The sequence below is a fragment of the Sphaerospermopsis torques-reginae ITEP-024 genome, assembly GCF_019598945.1.
Classification (GTDB): Bacteria; Cyanobacteriota; Cyanobacteriia; order Cyanobacteriales; family Nostocaceae; genus Sphaerospermopsis.
Window position 1 is genome coordinate 3,644,983 of sequence record NZ_CP080598.1, and the last position, 18,267, is coordinate 3,663,249.

Below are 18,267 nucleotides of genomic sequence, written 5' to 3' on the forward strand. Positions count from 1 at the left end.
ATGAACAGGTGAATCCCCAGGAGGAAGAAGCAAAAAATGGAGGAGATGAAACTGTAATGCAGTATTCATCTGACATTCCAGCATTGTTGGTAAACACGACGCAATTACCCCAACCATTATCCCAGGCACAAGTACAACAAATTTCTCCTTCTGCCTTAGCTTACTTGGGGGATGCAATTTACGAACTATATGTTAGAATGTTTTTTCTGTGGCCACAGCAAAGGCCAGAAATTTACCATAGTTTGGTAGTAGCGCAGGTCAGAGCAGAAACACAAGCCCTACATTTGCGATCGCTGACTCCTCATTTAACGAGTAAAGAGTTAGAAATTGTCCGCCGAGGTCGTAATGCAGCCGCTGGCCGTCCCAAACGACTAAATCCCGAAATTTATCAACAGGCAACTAGTCTAGAAACTTTAGTTGGCTATCTATACCTCACCGATTACCCCCGTTTAACAGAATTGTTACAAAAACTCCATCTAGAGAAATAGTGAGTAGCTCAATCTCTTGATAGGAAAATCAGTTGTAACGGTTCATAAAATTGAGGGAATCTCAATGCTCACCTATTTACTAAACTCAATAATCCCATGTCTAACCAACCTAGAAAAATTAATCACTCTGGTGAACCAAAACGCGGACAACCTATAAAAATCAAGGGTAAACGCGTTATTGCTAATCCTATTCGTACTCAAAGCAACGCAGAAGTTAAACCCATATCTCGCAAACCGCGTCCATCTCGTCAATCTTCTCAACCCTTACCAGAGAGTAAATCCACAGAAGACAGTGATCTCATCTACGGTCGTCATCCGGTATTAAGCGCATTAGAAAATCAACGCAATCTCAACCGGATTTGGATTACTGCTCGTCTGCGTTATGATCCACGATTTCATAATTTAATTCTCCAAGCTAAGGATAATGGTACAGTAATTGATGAAGTTGAACCTAAGCGTTTAGACCAAATCACTCACGGAGCTAATCACCAAGGTATAGCAGCCCAAATTGCGCCTTATGCCTACATGGAATTAGATGATCTGATTACTCAAGCAAAATCAGTCACCGATCCAGTGATTGTTGTTGCTGATGGTATCACTGATCCTCACAATTTGGGGGCAATTATTCGCACAGCAGAAGCCATTGGCGCTCAAGGTTTAGTAATTCCTCAAAGAAGGGCTTCGGGAATCACCTCAACTGTGGTTAAGGTGTCCGCAGGTGCTTTAGAAAACTTTTCTGTCGCCAGAGTCATTAACCTCAGCCGCGCTTTGGAACAACTTAAAGAAGCTGGTTTTTGGATTTACGGAACAGCAGCCTCTGGTAGCGAAGCTGTACATACAGTAAAATTCAGTGGACCTATCGTTTTAGTAATTGGTGCTGAAGGTGAAGGTCTGAGTATGTTGACACAACGATCTTGTGATGTTTTAGTCTCAATTCCCTTACAGGGTAAGACTCCTAGCCTAAATGCCTCAGTGGCAGCAGGGATGGCGCTTTATGAAATTTATCGCCAACGGTCGTTAAATACCCACTATCTTGATAAATTACATACATTTTCTTTGAAAAAATAAACCTAAAAGAGTATAAAGAAATGTAAAACTGAATCTATCTAACATATTCTTTAATACCCAGTATCACGTTTATAAATTGGTGAAAACCATGAAAACTATTTGGCATAACCTTAAGGAAGGGCTGATTAGCTTATCTAACGGTCTAGGCTTGGCTTGGTGGGTTGAAATTGTCACCCAGAATCCACGTTGCACCTACTACTTTGGTCCATTTTTAAGCTCGGTGGAAGCGACATCTGCCAGTAAGGGCTATCTAGAAGATTTAGAAAACGAAGGAGCGCAAGGAATTATAGTCAATGTCAAGCGTTGTAAACCTTATGTTTTAACCATTGCTGAAGACCTGGGGGAAAGGATTGACCGTAAAGTAAAGCCTGCCTTTAGCGGTCAAGTGTAATACAAATCTATAGGCTGTCATCGTTCCTGAGTTAATTTTGAGTTAATTCTGGGAACGATGGGCAACAATAGGTGACTGGTGACTGGTGACTGGGGAAGAAAATTTTAGATTTTAGATTTTAGATTTTAGATTGGAATTGACAAAAACAATCCAAAATCCAAAATCCAAAATCCAAAATTGAATTACCAATTACCAATCACCAATTACCAATTATCAATTACCTGTGGATGTGCTTCTAACCAAGTATCAACATCCCATAGCAATTGTTGGGGAATTTCCCAGGGGAAAAGGTGGGCGGTATTGGGGTAACATTGCCAATGAGAGTTTTTAAGGTGTGTTGCTGTTTCTAAACTAGAATCAGCGGTAATGTGTCGGTCTTCAGAGCCAGCGAGTACCAAACTCGAACATTGTATTTTTTCCAAGTCTGGAAGTCGATTATATCCAGCTTTAATGGCGCTATAGAGAGCGCGAGTAGCATAACTAGAGGTTTTTAAATAAGCTTGTACAGCTTCCTTGGCAATGTAACCGTAAGCGGTGGGTGTATGCTGTTGGATTAAATAGCGAAAGAGCGATCGCTTGCCAAAAGTTTCAATATTCCAAGACCAACCAGGTTTAATATAGTTTAATATTCCCGCTACACCAGTATAAAGATTATCCTCCCAAGAAATAGGCGGATGATTGCCCCAAGGTCTAGCTGAGGTGGCGATTAAAATCAGTCCTGTGACTCGCTGTGGTAAACGCAATGCTAATTCCATAGCTAAAATACCACCCAGTGACCATCCCAATACCAGGCATTTTTCTATCTGAAAACGGTCTAGGAGAGCTTCTAAATCGTCCAAATGGTCTTTCATGGCAAAATTGCTATTGCAGCGGCTTTTACCGTAACCGCGCAAATCTGGGGCAATGGTTTGAAAACGTTTTGATAAATGATGAGTAAAAACAGAAAGACTACGGCCAGAACCAGGATGACCGTGTAAAGCGAGTATGGGAAATCCCTGGCCTTGGATGTAAACGTTAAGAGGTAATTTATAATTCATAATTGATAATTGATAATTGGTAATTGGTAATTCAATTTTGGATTTTGGATTTTGGATTTTGGATTGTTTTTGTCAATTCCAATCTAAAATCTAAAATCTAAAATTTTCTTCCCCAGTCACCAGTCCCCAGTCCCCAGTTACTAGTCTCCTCTCTCCAAAATACTTTCAATTTCTGACAACTGCACTGGACCAGAAAGATTCTGGCTATTAATAATAAAAGAAGGTGTACCAGAAAGACCCAATTTATAAGCCATTTGTAGGTCTTGTTGAATTGCTTTATCTGCTAAATTGCGATCGCGTTTAAATTTTGCTAAATCTAAATTGAGATTTTTCGCAATATCTAAATATAAACTTTCTCCCAGTTGTTTTTGATTTGTAAACAAAGCATCATGATATTGCCAAAATTTACCTTGTTGATATGCTGCCCAAGCTGCTTTTGCTGCTGGTAATGCTTGGTCATGAATTTGCACCAAAGGGAAATGTTTATAAACTAAGGTGAATTTTTCAGGATACTTTGCTAATAAATCTTTAAGAGTTTTATTTGCTTCGGCACAATAGGGACATTCAAAATCAGAAAATTCAATTAACACCGTTTTTAATTGAGTCGAACCTGTGGTGGGAGAATCGCCTATGATAGCTTTAGTATTTGTTCTTAAATCTTGTAAAAATCCCTGTCTTGCTTGTTGAACTTTTTGTTGCTGTTCTTCCTGATATGCTTGCACACTTTCGATAATTGCTTTGGGATTTCGACGGATAATTTCTAATACTTGCTGTTCTAGTTTGGGGTCAATTTTCGTGTCAGCTTGGGCTGGAAGTGACCAGCTAATAGTCAAAAATAATAAGCTGGTAATTGCCAAAATGCGGAGTTTGTGAAAAATTTTAATCATGGTAAGATTTTATGCAGATAGATAAACACTTTCTTAGATTACTAGATATTGGCGACAATGATAGCATGACACAAAAAAATTATTTTTGGTAATTTCGATGGTTATTTTTCACGGTAGAATATAGTAAAGTTTTATCATCAGCAATGCACACAGATACAATATTTTACCAAATCTTTCTCACTTTTCATACTCTTTTATTTGAACTGCTGGGAGAACCACCCGAAAATGCTGAAGGTTACAAATTCACATCTGTAGAAGTGAAGGAAAAAGCCTTTAGATTTGATGGTATATTTATGCCAGATAGTGGAGAAAAACCGATTTACTTTGTGGAGGTGCAATTTCAACCAAAACCAGAATTTTACTGGGAATTTATTACAGAAATCAACATTTACATCAATCAATATAAACCTCAGCAAGATTGGCAAGCGGTAGCTTTGTTTGCTAAACGTAGTTTAGATGTGGAATTATTAACTAATTATCAGCAGGAATTAGTAAATAGTGGTCGCATCAAACGGATTTATTTGGATGAAATACCATCAGGTTCAATTGGGATGGGGTTAATTGAATTAATTGTCAGTAAAGAAAACCAAGCTCCAGAATTAGTTAAGAATTTGATGCAAAGAACGAAAACCGAAATTACCAACAACTCAGAAAGAGAAGGTATTATAGAGTTATTGGAAACTGTGTTGTTGTCGAAGTTTTCGCAATTAACCCGTCAGGAGATAGAAGCGATGTTTTTAGTCAATGATATCAAACAAACAAGGGTATATCAAGAAGCAAAGCAGGAAGGTAGAGAAGTGGAAGCAACAAACTTACTGCTGCGTCAGTTATCTAAGAGGTTTGGAAAATTGACAGATAGTTATATCCAGAAAATCAGTAACCTGAAAATAGCACAATTAGAAGATTTGGGAGAAGCGTTATTAGATTTTCGGGATATCCATGATTTAGATGAATGGTTCAAATCTTATACATAATTATCAGCAATGCACACAGATACAATATTTTACCAAATCTTTCTCACTTTTCATACTCTTTTATTTGAACTACTGGGAGAACCACCCGAAAATGCTGAAGGTTACAAATTCACATCTGTAGAAGTGAAGGAAAAAGCCTTTAGATTTGATGGTATATTTATGCCAGATAGTGGAGAAAAACCGATTTACTTTGTGGAGGTGCAATTTCAACCAAAACCAGAATTTTACTGGGAATTTATTACAGAAATCAACATTTACATCAATCAATATAAACCTCAGCAAGATTGGCAAGCGGTAGCTTTGTTTGCTAAACGTAGTTTAGATGTGGAATTATTAACTAATTATCAGCAGGAATTAGTAAATAGTGGTCGCATCAAACGGATTTATTTGGATGAAATACCATCAGGTTCAATTGGGATGGGGTTAATTGAATTAATTGTCAGTAAAGAAAACCAAGCTCCAGAATTAGTTAAGAATTTGATGCAAAGAACGAAAACCGAAATTAGCAACGACTCAGAAAGAGAAGGTATTATAGAGTTATTGGAAACTGTGTTGTTGTCGAAGTTTTCGCAATTAACCCGTCAGGAGATAGAAGCGATGTTTTTAGTCAATGATATCAAACAAACAAGGGTATATCAAGAAGCAAAGCAGGAAGAAGCAACAAACTTACTGCTGCGTCAGTTATCTAAGAGGTTTGGAAAATTGACAGATAGTTATATCCAGAAAATCAGTAACCTGAAAATAGCACAATTAGAAGATTTGGGAGAAGCGTTATTAGATTTTCGGGATATCCATGATTTAGATGAATGGTTCAAATCTTATACATAATTATCAGCAATGCACACAGATACAATATTTTACCAAATCTTTCTCACTTTTCATACTCTTTTATTTGAACTACTGGGAGAACCACCCGAAAATGCTGAAGGTTACAAATTCACATCTGTAGAAGTGAAGGAAAAAGCCTTTAGATTTGATGGTATATTTATGCCAGATAGTGGAGAAAAACCGATTTATTTTGTGGAGGTACAATTTCAACCAAAACCAGAATTTTACTGGGAATTTATTACAGAAATCAACATTTACCTCAATCAATATAAACCTCAGCAAGATTGGCAAGCGGTGGCTTTGTTTGCTAAACGTAGTTTAGATGTGGAAGTATTAACTAATTATCAGCAGGAATTAGTAAATAGTGGTCGTATCAAACGGATTTATTTGGATGAAATACCATCAGGTTCGATTGGGATGGGGTTAATTGAATTAATTGTCAGTAAAGAAAACCAAGCTCCAGAATTAGTTAAGAATTTGATGCAAAGAACGAAAACCGAAATTAGCAACGACTCAGAAAGAGAAGGTATTATAGAGTTATTGGAAACTGTGTTGTTGTCGAAGTTTTCGCAATTAACCCGTCAGGAGATAGAAGCGATGTTTTTAGTCAATGATATCAAACAAACAAGGGTATATCAAGAAGCAAAGCAGGAAGGTAGAGAAGAAGGTAGAGAAGTGGAAGCAACAAACTTACTACTGCGTCTGTTATCTAAGAGGTTTGGAAAATTGACAGATAGTTATATCCAGAAAATTAGTACCCTGAAAATAGCACAATTAGAAGATTTGGGAGAAGCATTATTAGATTTTCGGGATATCAACGATTTAGATGAATGGTTGAAATCCCAAACCTAAATTTAAGCTGGTAAATTTGGGACTTTTAACAAATCTAAACCCTTTTCAAATATCTCATCAATGGGCAACATTTCCCCAGTAGTAGTCATAAATTTATGGTCTTTTGTTGCCCTAATTACTGAACCATCATCTAAACAATATTCATATAATTCTTGTACTCCTCTGTTATGCCATTGGGCAATAGGTTGAGTGTAAACGTTACCATTGTTATCAACACTAAATACACTACACTCAATCTGTTTTTCGACTATTTCCCCAATAGGTAAAAAGCCATATTCCACAGTTAAAACTTCTGTTTCATAACTCAAACAATATTCAGCAAACTTCAACATATCCGCAAATAGTTTTTCAGCAACTTGGGGTTTTACACCGTTTTTTGCTGAACCATCTATGAAATTTTGCTTTTGTTTTTCCATCTCCGCTACTTTCTTTTTACCCATAGCGCGACGCAGTAAGTCAGCTTGTCCTAAAGAATAACCTGCCATATCTTGAGCAATTTTCATGATTTGCTCTTGATAAACCATAATTCCATAGGTTTCATTTAAGATAGGTTGTAAAAGTTGCGATTCATAATCAATTGCTTCTCGTCCATGTTTACGGTTGATAAACTTAGGAATTAATCCCGCATCTAATGGACCAGGTCTATATAATGCCAAAATAGAAGAAATATCTTCAATATTGGAAGGTTTCAAATCTCTTACTATTTGTTTCATTCCTGAAGATTCTAATTGGAAAATACCTTCTAAATCTCCAGATTCTAATAATGAATATGCTTGAGATACATCTTTAGGTAAAGTGCTATGTTCACCTTTAGCTAATATTTTCTGGGCTTTCCTTTCATCACGGGTAATGTCATCAGGATCAATACGATATCCTTTACTGTGTTCAATTAAATCAATAGTTTTTTGAATCAAAGTCAGGTTTCTTAAACCCAAAAAGTCCATTTTTAACAACCCCAGTGATTCTAAATCTTCCATAAAATACTGGGTAATTACTGAGCCGTCGTTATTACGTTGTAAAGGGACAATTTCATCTAAAGGTTCAGCAGAAATAACTACACCGGCTGCATGAACACCAAAGGTTTTGTTAGTTCCTTCAATTCGCATGGCCATATCTATCCAGCGGCGAACATTGGGATCATTATCATATTTAGCTTTAAATTCTGGTTCTGGGGTTTCATCAGAAATCATCACTTTGAGTTTTGTTGGTTTACCCCGTACCACTGGGATCATTTTCGCCATTTTGTCAGCGTCCCCATAGGGAATATCTAACACTCTGGCGACATCTTTTAATACTGCTTTGGATGTTAAACGGTTAAAAGTGATAATTTGGGCAACTCTATCAGCACCATATTTTCTAGTCACATAATCAATTACTTCATCCCGTTTTTCAATACAGAAATCTGTATCAATATCAGGCATTGATTTCCGTTCTGGGTTCAAAAATCGCTCAAATAGTAGGCCATGATGCACGGGATCTATATTAGTAATTCGCATGGCGTAAGCAACTAAAGAACCCGCAGCCGAACCCCGACCTAGACCAACGGGAATATTATTATCTCTAGCAAATTTGATGTAGTCCCACACTACTAAAAAGTAACTAGAAAAACCCATTTGCTGAATCATTTTTAGTTCATATTCTAATCTTTCTTTGTAGACTGGATCGACTTCGTTACGAGATTTACGATTTAATCTTTCTAGTAGTCCTTGCCAAGCTACTTCTTCAGCGTAAGTATCAGGAGTATGACCAGAAGGAATGGGAGGAGTGGGGATTTTTGGCTCATCCATGATATGGTAAGGCTCAACTTTATCCGCTACTTCTACTGTTGTCGCTATGGCTTCTTCTATAACATCATCGGGTAAATGATCACGAAATAATAATTTCATTTCTGCGGCAGATTTGAGATATTCTGTGCCGCTATATCGCATCCGGTTATCATCAACAATTAGTTTACCGGTTTGAATACAAAGTAAAGCATCGTGTGCTTCTACGTCAAAGCAAGAAATGTAATGAGAATCGTTAGTAGCGACAAATTTAATGCCTAATTCACGGGCAATTTTCACAATTTCGACATTAACGATTCTGTCTTCTTGTGAACCATGATCTTGAATTTCTAAATAAAAATCTCCACCAAATTCTTCTTTATACCATTTGGCAACTTTTCGGGCTGCATCTGGTCTACCACTAAGAATTGCTTGGGGAATTTCTCCCCCTAAACAAGCACTGGTGATAATTAAACCTTCTTTATATTGTTTGAGTAAATCTTTATTAATACAAGGACGGGAAAAAATACCTTTACCTTGTACACCTTTCAGATTAGAAATTGTGGTGAGTTTAACTAGGTTTTTATAACCTTTGGTATTTTTTGCTAAAACAACTTGATGATATTTGGGACGACGTTCTTGTTTTTCAATATCACCATTAATGATATACATTTCGTTGCCAATAATTGGCTTAAAACCAGGTTTATTGCGGCAGATTTTTATTAGTTCAACTGCTCCATACATGACACCATGATCTGTGAGGGCGATCGCTTTCATTCCTAGTGCGATCGCTTGATCTACTAACTCTAGTAGTTGACTAGCACCATCTAGCAAACTGTAGTCACTGTGAATATGTAAAGGTACAAAAGACATAAGCAATTAATCATTAATAATTAAGAATTTACAATGCAGCTATTTATAGCAGAATTTAGGAGTCGTAGGGGCGAAGCATTCAGAAAATAGTCTGTTCATAAAATTGATAATTGGTCGCCCGAATGCTTCCCCCGTACAGGAGTCAGGAGTCAGGAGTAAAACAGGCTTTGTGTCTAGGGTTCAATTTTGATTCTGTACCTCATTGATCTGCAATCTGCTGTAATAGCAATTTAGCTTGATGTTAAAATCAAATACAGCAGCTTTCAGCTTTCAGCTTTCAGCAGTAAAACCCTTTTGGTGCAAGGCTTTTTGGTCAAAATTTGTACCTGAATAACAGCAAAAAAGCGACATCTGAGTAATATCTGAGTTTAGCACAGGAATCCGGTTCTCAATCCTTGGCGGATAAATGGAAAAGCCTCGTTAGAAAACGAGGCACAAACAGTTATCAGTTATCGCTTTCAGTGTAACCTGTCATCTGTCACCTGTCCACTAAGACTGTTGAGGTCCTTTAGCATCGGAATGTTTAGACCAACACCGTTCTAAAAGTTGAATTCGCCATATTAGTGCAAACTGACGAGGATTCCAGATAAATTTAGTATCACGACTAAATAAGGGCTGGTTCAAATAATCCCAAAGAGGAAATTTAATTTTTGTGTGTTCGGGAGCCATAGGTGGAACAAAATATTATAAAATTGCTTCAGGAGTAGTTGGCATTTTATTTAAAAAAATTATTGGATCAATTTGATAAATAAATTTCCACTACTAATACCTTTATTATTCAAGAATAAACCAGTATTTTCCGAATGTCTTTGTGGCAATTGCGGAATTTAGGAAAATTTTATTTTTGCTACTTTTAAAAAACTGTTAGTAAATCCTGACTTTGTTGTTGACAATAATTCTGGTAGGGTGGAAGACTGAAAAGAAAATTTTGATATGCCATAGACATTTGTCTAGCTACTTCATCAATAAGAACACAACCAGGACTTGTCCCCAAACCAGGAACAGCAACTATATTAATTTGCTTATGTAAACAATTGCCGTATAATTTATTATGTTGGCGGATGGCTAACAAAGTTGACCACAAACCTTGATAAATATGATATTTACCAGCCACAGATATCTGCATTCTCAAAGTAGGACTATGAACAATAAACGGATGTAAAGGATGATTTGTTTCCACGATTAAAGATGTACCAATAGGTTGATCTCCTATCTCCTAAATATTCTTCTTGAATACGTTTTTGTAAAAGTTTCTCGACATTTTCGCCAAAGAATTTGAGACTCGCCCCATCAATAGTTCAATTATCAATTATCAATTATCAATTATCAATTATCAATTGTCAATTATAAAATCCTGGATATCCTGATTCTAACAAATTAACATCTCTTCAACTGCGTTAATAACACAACAATTTCATCCATTGCTTTCCTCACCACACTTGCAGGTTGTTCAGACTGATTTACCATAATACTAAAAACTAAAGTTTCATAATTAGGAACATTAACATATCCAGATAAAGAAACCACACCCATCATAGTACCTGTTTTTGCTTGGACAAGTCCCTGAGCAGATGTATTAAGAAAACGATTTTTTAAAGTACCACTAATACCAGCAACAGGTAAAGAAGCACGAAAAACTTCTGCTTGGGAAGATTTGGCCATCACTTGCAAAAGTTGTACCAAAGCTTCTGGACTAATTATATTTTTGCGAGATAACCCAGAACCATCTACAATCATATAGCTATTCGGTTCAATTCCTAATTCAGTTAAGGTATTTTTTAAAGCTTCCAATCCTAAATCAGCAGTAGTTTTATTTCTGGCTAATTGCTGTTGATCAGCTAAACTTCTGAGTAAGACTTCAGTATACAAATTATTACTATTGACATTTGTTTCTACTAATAATTCAGATAAAGGCGGAGATTCAATAGCGGCTATTTCTTGTTCATTCTTACCACCATTATTAACGGATGTCCGTTTAACTTTTATTCCTGCTTTTGTTAAAATTAAACGGAAATTTTGCAAGAAATTTTGAGCAGGATCAAATACAGCTATAGCTGTAATATTGGGTTGTGAGTTTACAGGTAATTGTCCTTTGATTCTTAAAATCTGACCTTTTAAATCTCGGTAAACTTCCACAAAACCCGGTTGATTTTCTGGGGTTGTTATGGAATCATTTTCAATCTGCCAATTATAAGCATCCAGAGGATTGGACCATTGAATTTTTAAAGGTTCTCCGATTTTTTGAGGCAAAAAATTTATAACAGAAGCATTTTCATTGACAATTAAACTATTGACAGGTGCGCCATAATAAAATTGTACATCTTCCCATTGCCAACTAGGATGAACAACCTCACCTTGAAAATAACTATCATCAGCAATTAATTGATTAATTTCCCGAATACCTTTTTGATATAACTGTTTGGCTAATATTGTTAATTGCTCATTTTTTAAACTTGGATCTCCTCTACCAACAACACGCAAAATACCTTCTCCGTCTTGATAAACAGAAGTACGAATGCGAAAATTTGCCCCTAGTTTCTGCAATGCGGCTGCTGTTGTGAACAGTTTAGTATTAGAAGCAGGAATAAAATATTTTTCTGCATCTCGACTGTAAAGAGTTTGTGGAGATGATAGGGGTTTGATTAAAATTCCCCAACGCATTCTCTTAAATATAGGACGATTGATTACAGCATCTATAGATGATTCTATTTGAGCAGAACAAGTATATTTGGTGGTAGTTTCTGGTGGGTTTGGTGTTTGTGCTTGGGCTATTTGTTGGTTAACATTAATTTGAACACTGATAAATAGCAACATTAAGCTAATAGATATTTTTTGGTGAATCATTTGATTTTGACTAAATGTAATCCTAATGTTGTAACCTACAGTAGATTGCAGATCAATGAGGCACAGAATCTAAATTGAACCCTATACACAAAGCCTGTTTTACTCCTGACTCCTGAATTATGCTGTACTTTGCGTAGCTGAATTACTACTTAAAAAGCCCATGATCGCCTAAAATTTGCTACTCATGAGCTAAATTAACTTATTTATGTGAAAACTGCAAACTAAAGAGCTAAATGCCCTAATTCTTGGAAAAGTGGGGAATATTCAAAAAACAAACCAATAATTATTCTTCTTCCTCCTCTTCTTCTTCATATTCTTCAAAAATTTCGTCTATCAATTCTTCTGCTCGCTCATCGGAAATTTTTAATGCTTCCTGAAGTTCAAAGAGATAATCTTCTTCTGATTCGGGTATGTCTTCTTCCATTCCCAGGATCAAAATAGCTGTGATATAGGCAGTTTCACGATAACTCTTTTTTGTTAAGGATGCGATCGCACTAGGAATTAAATTCTCTACTTTTTCTTCCTCTATCAAGGTGTTGACTTTTGCTGTTAACTTATCAAAGTCTTCCTCAGAGTAACTTGCAAACAGTTCAATACCTTCTAACATTTCTGGTAAGGGGTATTCTTCGGGGGTAATAATACCTTCATCCTCACCAGAAGCGGAAAAAAGTCCGATAATGGCGATCGCCACTTCTGGTTCTAGTTTAACTGGAGTTTTGATTTTGCTTTTAACCAACTCACTTTTAGACATGATGATCCTTTTGACAGACTATTATTTAGATTCCCAAATCATTGCATAAAATCACAGAGACTTTTACTTTTTTCATACATTTTGCACACAGAAGTTATGTTTTTAACATAAAAAAGATTTTAGCTAAACTCAAAAGCTCAATACCCAATCTAGAAGGAGATTTTCACACAATATCCCCGACTTCTTACAGAAATCAGGGATCTGATTCTGGTGTTTTTACTTACAACTTATTCCCGCACTCAGCACAGAAATTATGACTGGGTGGGTTTTTCGTTCCACAATGGTTGCAGTAAACTGGCTCAACTGCTGCTGTAGGTGCTGGTTTGGGTAAACCAAACATCTGGGCGTTACTCTTACCAGGCGCTACCATTGGATAGCAGTTTTCATCCTTAGTAACACGGACATCTACAATTACTGGTCCATTGTGTGCCAGCATTTCGGCGATTTTATCCGCTAACTCTTCTCTGGTATTAATCACCATGCCTTTAATACCATAAGCCTGTGCCAAAAGTTCAATATCCGGCATCCCTACTTCCATGTTGGAGCAGGAATAACGCTCACCGTAAAAGGCTTGTTGCCACTGGCGCACCATTCCCTGCCAACCGTTATTTAAAATAACAGTCTTGACATTTATACCATATTGTGCTAATGTTCCCAATTCCTGTAAACACATTTGGAAACTGGCATCACCGCTAATACAAATTACCTCTTCATCTGGGAAAGCTACCTTTGCACCCATCGCCGCAGGTACACCAAAACCCATTGTTCCTAAACCTGCGCTAGAGATCCAGCGTCTTGGTCCATTCTTCAAAAATTGGGCAGCCCACATTTGATGCTGTCCCACATCAGTTGTATAAAATGCGTTGGGTGCTTGGCGACCAACTTCCACAATTACCTCTTGGGGAGAAATGCTATCAGCATGATGAGGCACAACCAAAGGATAATCTTGTTTCCAACGGTTAATTAAATTCAACCATTCTTGATTTTGGTTAGGTGTTGCTTTGCCATTTGTGTTTTGACATCGCCGCAATAAATCTTGCAAAACGGTTTTGACATCGCCAACAATAGGCACATCAGGAACACGGTTTTTACCTACTTCTGCTGGGTCAATATCAATGTGAATAACTTTAGCATGGGAGGCAAATTCATCTAATTTACCTGTTACCCGGTCATCAAATCTTGCACCAACACAAATCAGTAAATCACAATCTGTCACCGCAAAATTAGCGTACGCAGTTCCGTGCATTCCCAACATTCCCACAGATAGGGGATGATGTTCATCAAATGCACCGATACCCATTAAAGTTGTGGTGACAGGGATATTAAATAATTCTGCTAATTGTTGAACTTCTTCGTGAGCATTAGCCGCGATCGCACCTCCACCCACATACAATAAAGGACGACGACTTTCACGAATTAACTGGATAGCTGCGTTAATTTGTCTAGGGTTGCCTTTAACAGTGGGACGATATCCTGGTAACTTAACTGAACCTGGTTCTACAGGTACATAATCAAATACTTCTAAAGCCACATCTTTAGGAACATCTATCAACACAGGTCCAGGTCTACCCGTACTGGCAATGTGGAACGCTTCCGCTACAATTCGCGCCATGTCTTTGGGATCACGCACTACATAAGAATGCTTAACAATGGGTAGAGTAATACCGTAAATATCTGTCTCTTGGAAAGCATCAGTACCAATTGCAGCCCGTGGTACTTGTCCAGTAACAATGATCATGGGAATAGAATCCATGTAAGCGGTTGCAATACCTGTTACCAGGTTAGTTGCTCCGGGACCAGAAGTACCAAAACATACTCCTACCTTGCCAGTTGCACGGGCATAACCATCCGCAGCATGGGACGCGCCTTGTTCATGTCTGACAAGAATGTGTTTAATTGTACCAGTTTCCTCTACTTTGTAAAGGTCATCATAAATCGGTAGAATTGCCCCACCAGGATAACCAAAGATATACTCAACACCATGACGCAGCAGACTATCTAACAGAGCGAAACCGCCTGTTTCCCGTTTTGGAGTTACAGGGGTAGATTTAGAAATAGCGGACTGCTTCTGATTTTCTGATTGTGGGAGACTGATTTGAGAAGGCGATGGCACGGTTAACCTCAAAATATAACTAAAAGTTAAGCCTTAGATTTTGTATTTAGAATTTCAGGGTAATCCAATTCTACACCCAAAATAAAAACCACTTTTAATTGAGTGGCTTTTTTAAATTATCAATACATTATTACTAATTTATCAAACACCTAATTTGGATTTGCTTTAGAAAAGCGGGGAAGTCAGAGTATCTGGTTATTGGTATTTGTGATGCCAGATTACTTTACAATTTGTAAACATCTGAAAATCTGCATCACTACTATGGTACAGTCCACCTAGCGGTTCTGGTGGGAAACAGCCATCAGAGGTAACGGGGAAAGCCTGGTGTGAATCCAGCACTGTCCCGCAGCTGTAATGAAGTTAACACTTCAAAGTCAGAATGCCCGCCGCAATGACAACATACTCCCATCTGCGAGGTACAGATGAATAACACAATTAACACTTTCTTCATCAAACAGTATCACTGTCTCATAGACTCATATATAGGCGATACCATAGAAATTTCTATGAGATTGTAGAATTTTCCCTACACATATCAATAGCTACTGAGAAGGTTATAGATACAAACCTTCACTTTGCATATTTACATGATTTCCTGTCCTAGATGGACGCGAGGCTAATTCGTCATTTCAATCTGCAACAACTGAAAATTAATGCAAAAACAACAACATACTTTATTTGTCTGTACAACCTGCGCCAGTGTGTGGAAAGAAGGTAAAAAGATAGGTGAAAGTGGCGGACAGCAGCTATTACACAAACTTCAACAACTTGCACAAACTTGGGAACTGCACTCTAAATTCTCCATTCAAGGAGTCCAATGTATGAGTGCTTGCAACCATGCTTGCGTTATCGCTTTCCAAGGAGAAGAGAAATTTACCTATCTTTTCGGTAACTTAGCAGTTGATGATAGTGCATCTGCCATCCTGCAATGTGCCACCCAATACTACACTAACCCCACGGGTTTACTACCTTGGTCAGAACGCCCAGAACCCTTAAAAACAGGCATCTTAGCCAAAATACCACCCCTCAGTAAATGGGCAAAACTCACCAAAAATTGCTGTTAATTAAAGTTCGTAGTTAGGACTTTAGTCCTCAAGTTGAGGCGGCGAACGGCCGCCCCTCCTGACTAAAAACCCAGAAACTAGCTGGAAACTAGCTTGTAAAATGCGCCCAAAGAATGATAATAATAATCATTATTATCTTTCTGCTGGCTGAAAAATTTTCTTTGTTGACCAATAGTGTTTACTTATAGAGGGACTTAACTACCAATGCGTACTCAGCTTATTACCAGATGGGAAACTCAAATACTGATTTTCAGTTTGACCATTACATCCGGGATATTAGGGAAAAATCACCCCACCATAGCCACAGAAGTTACACCAAAATCTGAAAATTCCGCCCAAGACTTACAACCAATTGCACAAACAGAAGAAAAAGAACCGGATATAGAAATCACAGTGATTGATAGTATTCTCAACGAACCCGTATTTTCACCCTTTCGTCGAGAAGGAACAGTCAAAGATTCTACCCGTCCGGTTTACGTCATCACTGGGGAAGAAATGGAAGCGCAAGGTGCAAGAACAGTCAAAGAAGCACTGCGATTTTTACCAGGTATTTTGGGTGATGGTACTGTAGGAACAGAAGTCAACGCTTTAAGTGGTCAATTTATTCGCGGTTCTAACACCGGACAAGTTTTAATATTATTGGATGGAAGACCAATTAATAATTTAGGTGGTGGAGGTTTCGACCTTTCAGAATTTACCAGTAATAATATTGAAAGAGTTGAAGTCTTACCTGGAGGTGGTTCAACCCTCTATGGTTCAGATGCAATAGGTGGAGTAATTAATATTGTTACTCGTCGTCCTACAGAGCAGATTACCACAGAAACCAAAGTTAATTTTGGGTCCTATGGACTCAACCAACAAAGCATTCAAAATAGTGGCAAATCTGGTGATATTTCTTGGGTAGTTGGTTACAACCGTACCCAAGCACAAAATAATTATCCCTTTAGCATTCCTGAAGCTAACTTTGAAGGAACAAGAGAAAATAATGATGCACTGTTCAACAACTTTAATCTCAAATTAGAAGCTAATTTAGACAAACGTAATACCTTAGCTTTATCAACTTTATATTTAGGAAAAGAACAGGGAACACCCGGAGGTGTACCCATTCCCACACCTCAATTTGGACAGGGATTTTTTAACTCTCTCACCGAGAATAACCGAAAATACACCGACCAAGTTCTCACCGATTTAACCTGGAACTCTAAATTAGGAAAGGGAGATGATTCACTGCTAACCGCGAGAGTTTACGCCGACTTTCTTAACACTCGCTTTGATAATCGTACTGGTGCAATTACATCTCAAAATCGCTTTGATACCAAACAAGATTCCTATGGTATTCAAGTTACCCATAATTGGAATCTGTCTCAAAATCAAACCTTAGTCTATGGCTTTGATTACCGTAACACTAATGTACACAACACTTCCTTTAATTACGGTACAAATATTTTACGATTAAACTATGATGACGGTATCAGTCAAGGGGCAATTTTTAGTAGATATGATATTCAGTTTTCTCCTAATTTGAATGTCAATTTAGGAGTGCGTCAAGATTTTAGTAGTTTAGTTAATGGTTCATTTACATCTCCATCTGTAGGTGCAAAATTCGCAGTTTCTGATTCCACTACCCTGAGAGCTAACTATATCAGAAACTTCCGCGCCCCCACCATTGCTAATTTATTTAATAATAATCCTACTAATATTGGTAATCCTGATTTAAAACCAGAAAAAAGCGATAGTTTTGATGTGGGAATTGATCAGAAAATCAGCAATATTGGCTTATTGCGGTTGACGTTTTTTAGTAATCGTGTTTCTGACACCCTTGCTTTTAAAAGACTCACTCCACCCGTAAATGGGAATACAGGAACTTGGGAAAATATTGGTTTAGTTCAAACTCAAGGAATTGAAGCATCTCTGAATTTACAACTAGCAAAAAATATCTATGCTTTTGTGAATTATACAGCCAATGATCCGCGAATTTTAAAAAGTAGTAATTCCGCAGAAGTTGACAAAGAATTACGTTTTGCAGGTGCGGATAAGTTAAATTTTGGTGTGTCTTATGAAAATCCCCAAGGTTGGTATTTGGGGTTATTGATGAATTCTTTAAACGGATATCCAACCAATAATACAAATACAGAATTTTTGCCAGGTTACACCACTTTGGATGTTAAAATGCGTGTACCAATTAATGATAAGCTAGTATTGACTGGTAGCTTGGATAATTTGTTTAATCATCGTTATCAGTTGTTCCCTGGTTTTCCTGATGGGGGTAGGGTTTTTCAATTGGGGTTGAGTTCTAGTTTTTAATAATTATCTCACGCAAAGGCGCAAAGGAGA

16 protein-coding genes and 1 riboswitch are annotated in these 18,267 nt (G+C 37.4%); of the genes, 8 read left to right on the top strand and 8 right to left on the bottom strand.

Annotated elements, in window-relative coordinates; genetic code table 11:
- Nucleotides 1–8 precede the first annotated feature (8 nt).
- The 3 genes from K2F26_RS16965 (at nucleotide 9) to K2F26_RS16975 (ending at nucleotide 1,947) form a co-directional block, all read left to right on the top strand.
- Complete coding sequence (locus K2F26_RS16965; RefSeq protein ID WP_194055596.1) at nucleotides 9–488, top strand: Mini-ribonuclease 3; 480 nt, start codon at nucleotides 9–11, stop codon at nucleotides 486–488.
- Nucleotides 489–584: 96 nt separating this feature from the next.
- Entirely contained in the window at nucleotides 585–1,556 is a 972-nt protein-coding gene (gene rlmB / locus K2F26_RS16970) for a 23S rRNA (guanosine(2251)-2'-O)-methyltransferase RlmB (RefSeq protein ID WP_220608736.1), read from the top strand.
- 88 nt (nucleotides 1,557–1,644) lie between these two features.
- The gene (locus K2F26_RS16975; RefSeq protein WP_096566225.1) at nucleotides 1,645–1,947 is read left to right on the top strand and encodes a DUF1816 domain-containing protein; all 303 of its coding nucleotides are present in this window, start codon (nucleotides 1,645–1,647) and stop codon (nucleotides 1,945–1,947) included.
- Nucleotides 1,948–2,150: 203 nt separating this feature from the next.
- Here the strand turns inward: K2F26_RS16975 and K2F26_RS16980 are convergent, their stop codons facing one another.
- Both K2F26_RS16980 and K2F26_RS16985 read right to left on the bottom strand, forming a co-directional pair.
- A complete protein-coding gene (locus tag K2F26_RS16980) occupies nucleotides 2,151–2,984 on the bottom strand; it encodes an alpha/beta fold hydrolase (protein WP_220608737.1) in 834 nt (277 codons plus the stop codon).
- 140 nt (nucleotides 2,985–3,124) lie between these two features.
- On the bottom strand, nucleotides 3,125–3,871 hold the full coding sequence (locus K2F26_RS16985; protein ID WP_220608738.1) for a DsbA family protein: 747 nt from the start codon (nucleotides 3,869–3,871) through the stop codon (nucleotides 3,125–3,127).
- A 143-nt stretch (nucleotides 3,872–4,014) separates the two neighbouring features.
- Here K2F26_RS16985 and K2F26_RS16990 point away from each other — a divergent pair, with 143 nt between their 5' ends.
- The 3 genes from K2F26_RS16990 to K2F26_RS17000 are packed head-to-tail and all read left to right on the top strand — an operon-like array spanning nucleotide 4,015 to nucleotide 6,525.
- A complete protein-coding gene (locus K2F26_RS16990) occupies nucleotides 4,015–4,845 on the top strand; it encodes a DUF2887 domain-containing protein (RefSeq protein WP_220608739.1) in 831 nt (276 codons plus the stop codon).
- 9 nt (nucleotides 4,846–4,854) lie between these two features.
- On the top strand, nucleotides 4,855–5,673 hold the full coding sequence (locus K2F26_RS16995) for a DUF2887 domain-containing protein (protein WP_220608740.1): 819 nt from the start codon (nucleotides 4,855–4,857) through the stop codon (nucleotides 5,671–5,673).
- 9 nt (nucleotides 5,674–5,682) lie between these two features.
- The gene (locus tag K2F26_RS17000; RefSeq protein ID WP_220608741.1) at nucleotides 5,683–6,525 is read left to right on the top strand and encodes an Rpn family recombination-promoting nuclease/putative transposase; all 843 of its coding nucleotides are present in this window, start codon (nucleotides 5,683–5,685) and stop codon (nucleotides 6,523–6,525) included.
- A 2-nt stretch (nucleotides 6,526–6,527) separates the two neighbouring features.
- Here the strand turns inward: K2F26_RS17000 and K2F26_RS17005 are convergent, their stop codons facing one another.
- The 6 genes from K2F26_RS17005 to ilvB all read right to left on the bottom strand — a co-directional run bounded on the left by K2F26_RS17005 (nucleotide 6,528) and on the right by ilvB (nucleotide 14,869).
- Nucleotides 6,528–9,161 carry a DNA polymerase III subunit alpha gene (locus K2F26_RS17005; RefSeq protein WP_220608742.1) on the bottom strand — a complete coding sequence of 878 codons (2,634 nt, stop codon included), beginning with the start codon at nucleotides 9,159–9,161 and terminating at the stop codon, nucleotides 6,528–6,530.
- A gap of 489 nt (nucleotides 9,162–9,650) precedes the next feature.
- On the bottom strand, nucleotides 9,651–9,830 hold the full coding sequence (locus K2F26_RS17010; protein ID WP_220608743.1) for a hypothetical protein: 180 nt from the start codon (nucleotides 9,828–9,830) through the stop codon (nucleotides 9,651–9,653).
- 184 nt (nucleotides 9,831–10,014) lie between these two features.
- The gene (locus K2F26_RS17015) at nucleotides 10,015–10,341 is read right to left on the bottom strand and encodes a macro domain-containing protein (RefSeq protein ID WP_246605401.1); all 327 of its coding nucleotides are present in this window, start codon (nucleotides 10,339–10,341) and stop codon (nucleotides 10,015–10,017) included.
- 197 nt (nucleotides 10,342–10,538) lie between these two features.
- Nucleotides 10,539–12,002, bottom strand: a complete 1,464-nt coding sequence (gene dacB / locus K2F26_RS17020) for a D-alanyl-D-alanine carboxypeptidase/D-alanyl-D-alanine endopeptidase (RefSeq protein WP_437441058.1) — start codon at nucleotides 12,000–12,002, stop codon at nucleotides 10,539–10,541.
- Between the two features lie 286 nt (nucleotides 12,003–12,288).
- Nucleotides 12,289–12,756 (bottom strand): tellurite resistance TerB family protein, encoded by a 468-nt coding sequence (locus K2F26_RS17025; protein ID WP_096566238.1) that lies wholly within the window; start codon nucleotides 12,754–12,756, stop codon nucleotides 12,289–12,291.
- Nucleotides 12,757–12,976: 220 nt separating this feature from the next.
- On the bottom strand, nucleotides 12,977–14,869 hold the full coding sequence (gene ilvB, locus K2F26_RS17030; protein WP_220608745.1) for a biosynthetic-type acetolactate synthase large subunit: 1,893 nt from the start codon (nucleotides 14,867–14,869) through the stop codon (nucleotides 12,977–12,979).
- A 262-nt stretch (nucleotides 14,870–15,131) separates the two neighbouring features.
- Nucleotides 15,132–15,274: riboswitch (cobalamin riboswitch) on the top strand.
- Between the two features lie 248 nt (nucleotides 15,275–15,522).
- On the opposite strand from ilvB, the gene K2F26_RS17035 reads away from it, so the two are divergent.
- The gene (locus K2F26_RS17035; protein WP_220608746.1) at nucleotides 15,523–15,933 is read left to right on the top strand and encodes a DUF1636 family protein; all 411 of its coding nucleotides are present in this window, start codon (nucleotides 15,523–15,525) and stop codon (nucleotides 15,931–15,933) included.
- Nucleotides 15,934–16,137: 204 nt separating this feature from the next.
- Entirely contained in the window at nucleotides 16,138–18,237 is a 2,100-nt protein-coding gene (locus K2F26_RS17040; RefSeq protein WP_220608747.1) for a TonB-dependent receptor plug domain-containing protein, read from the top strand.
- The last annotated feature ends 30 nt before the right edge of the window (nucleotides 18,238–18,267 follow it).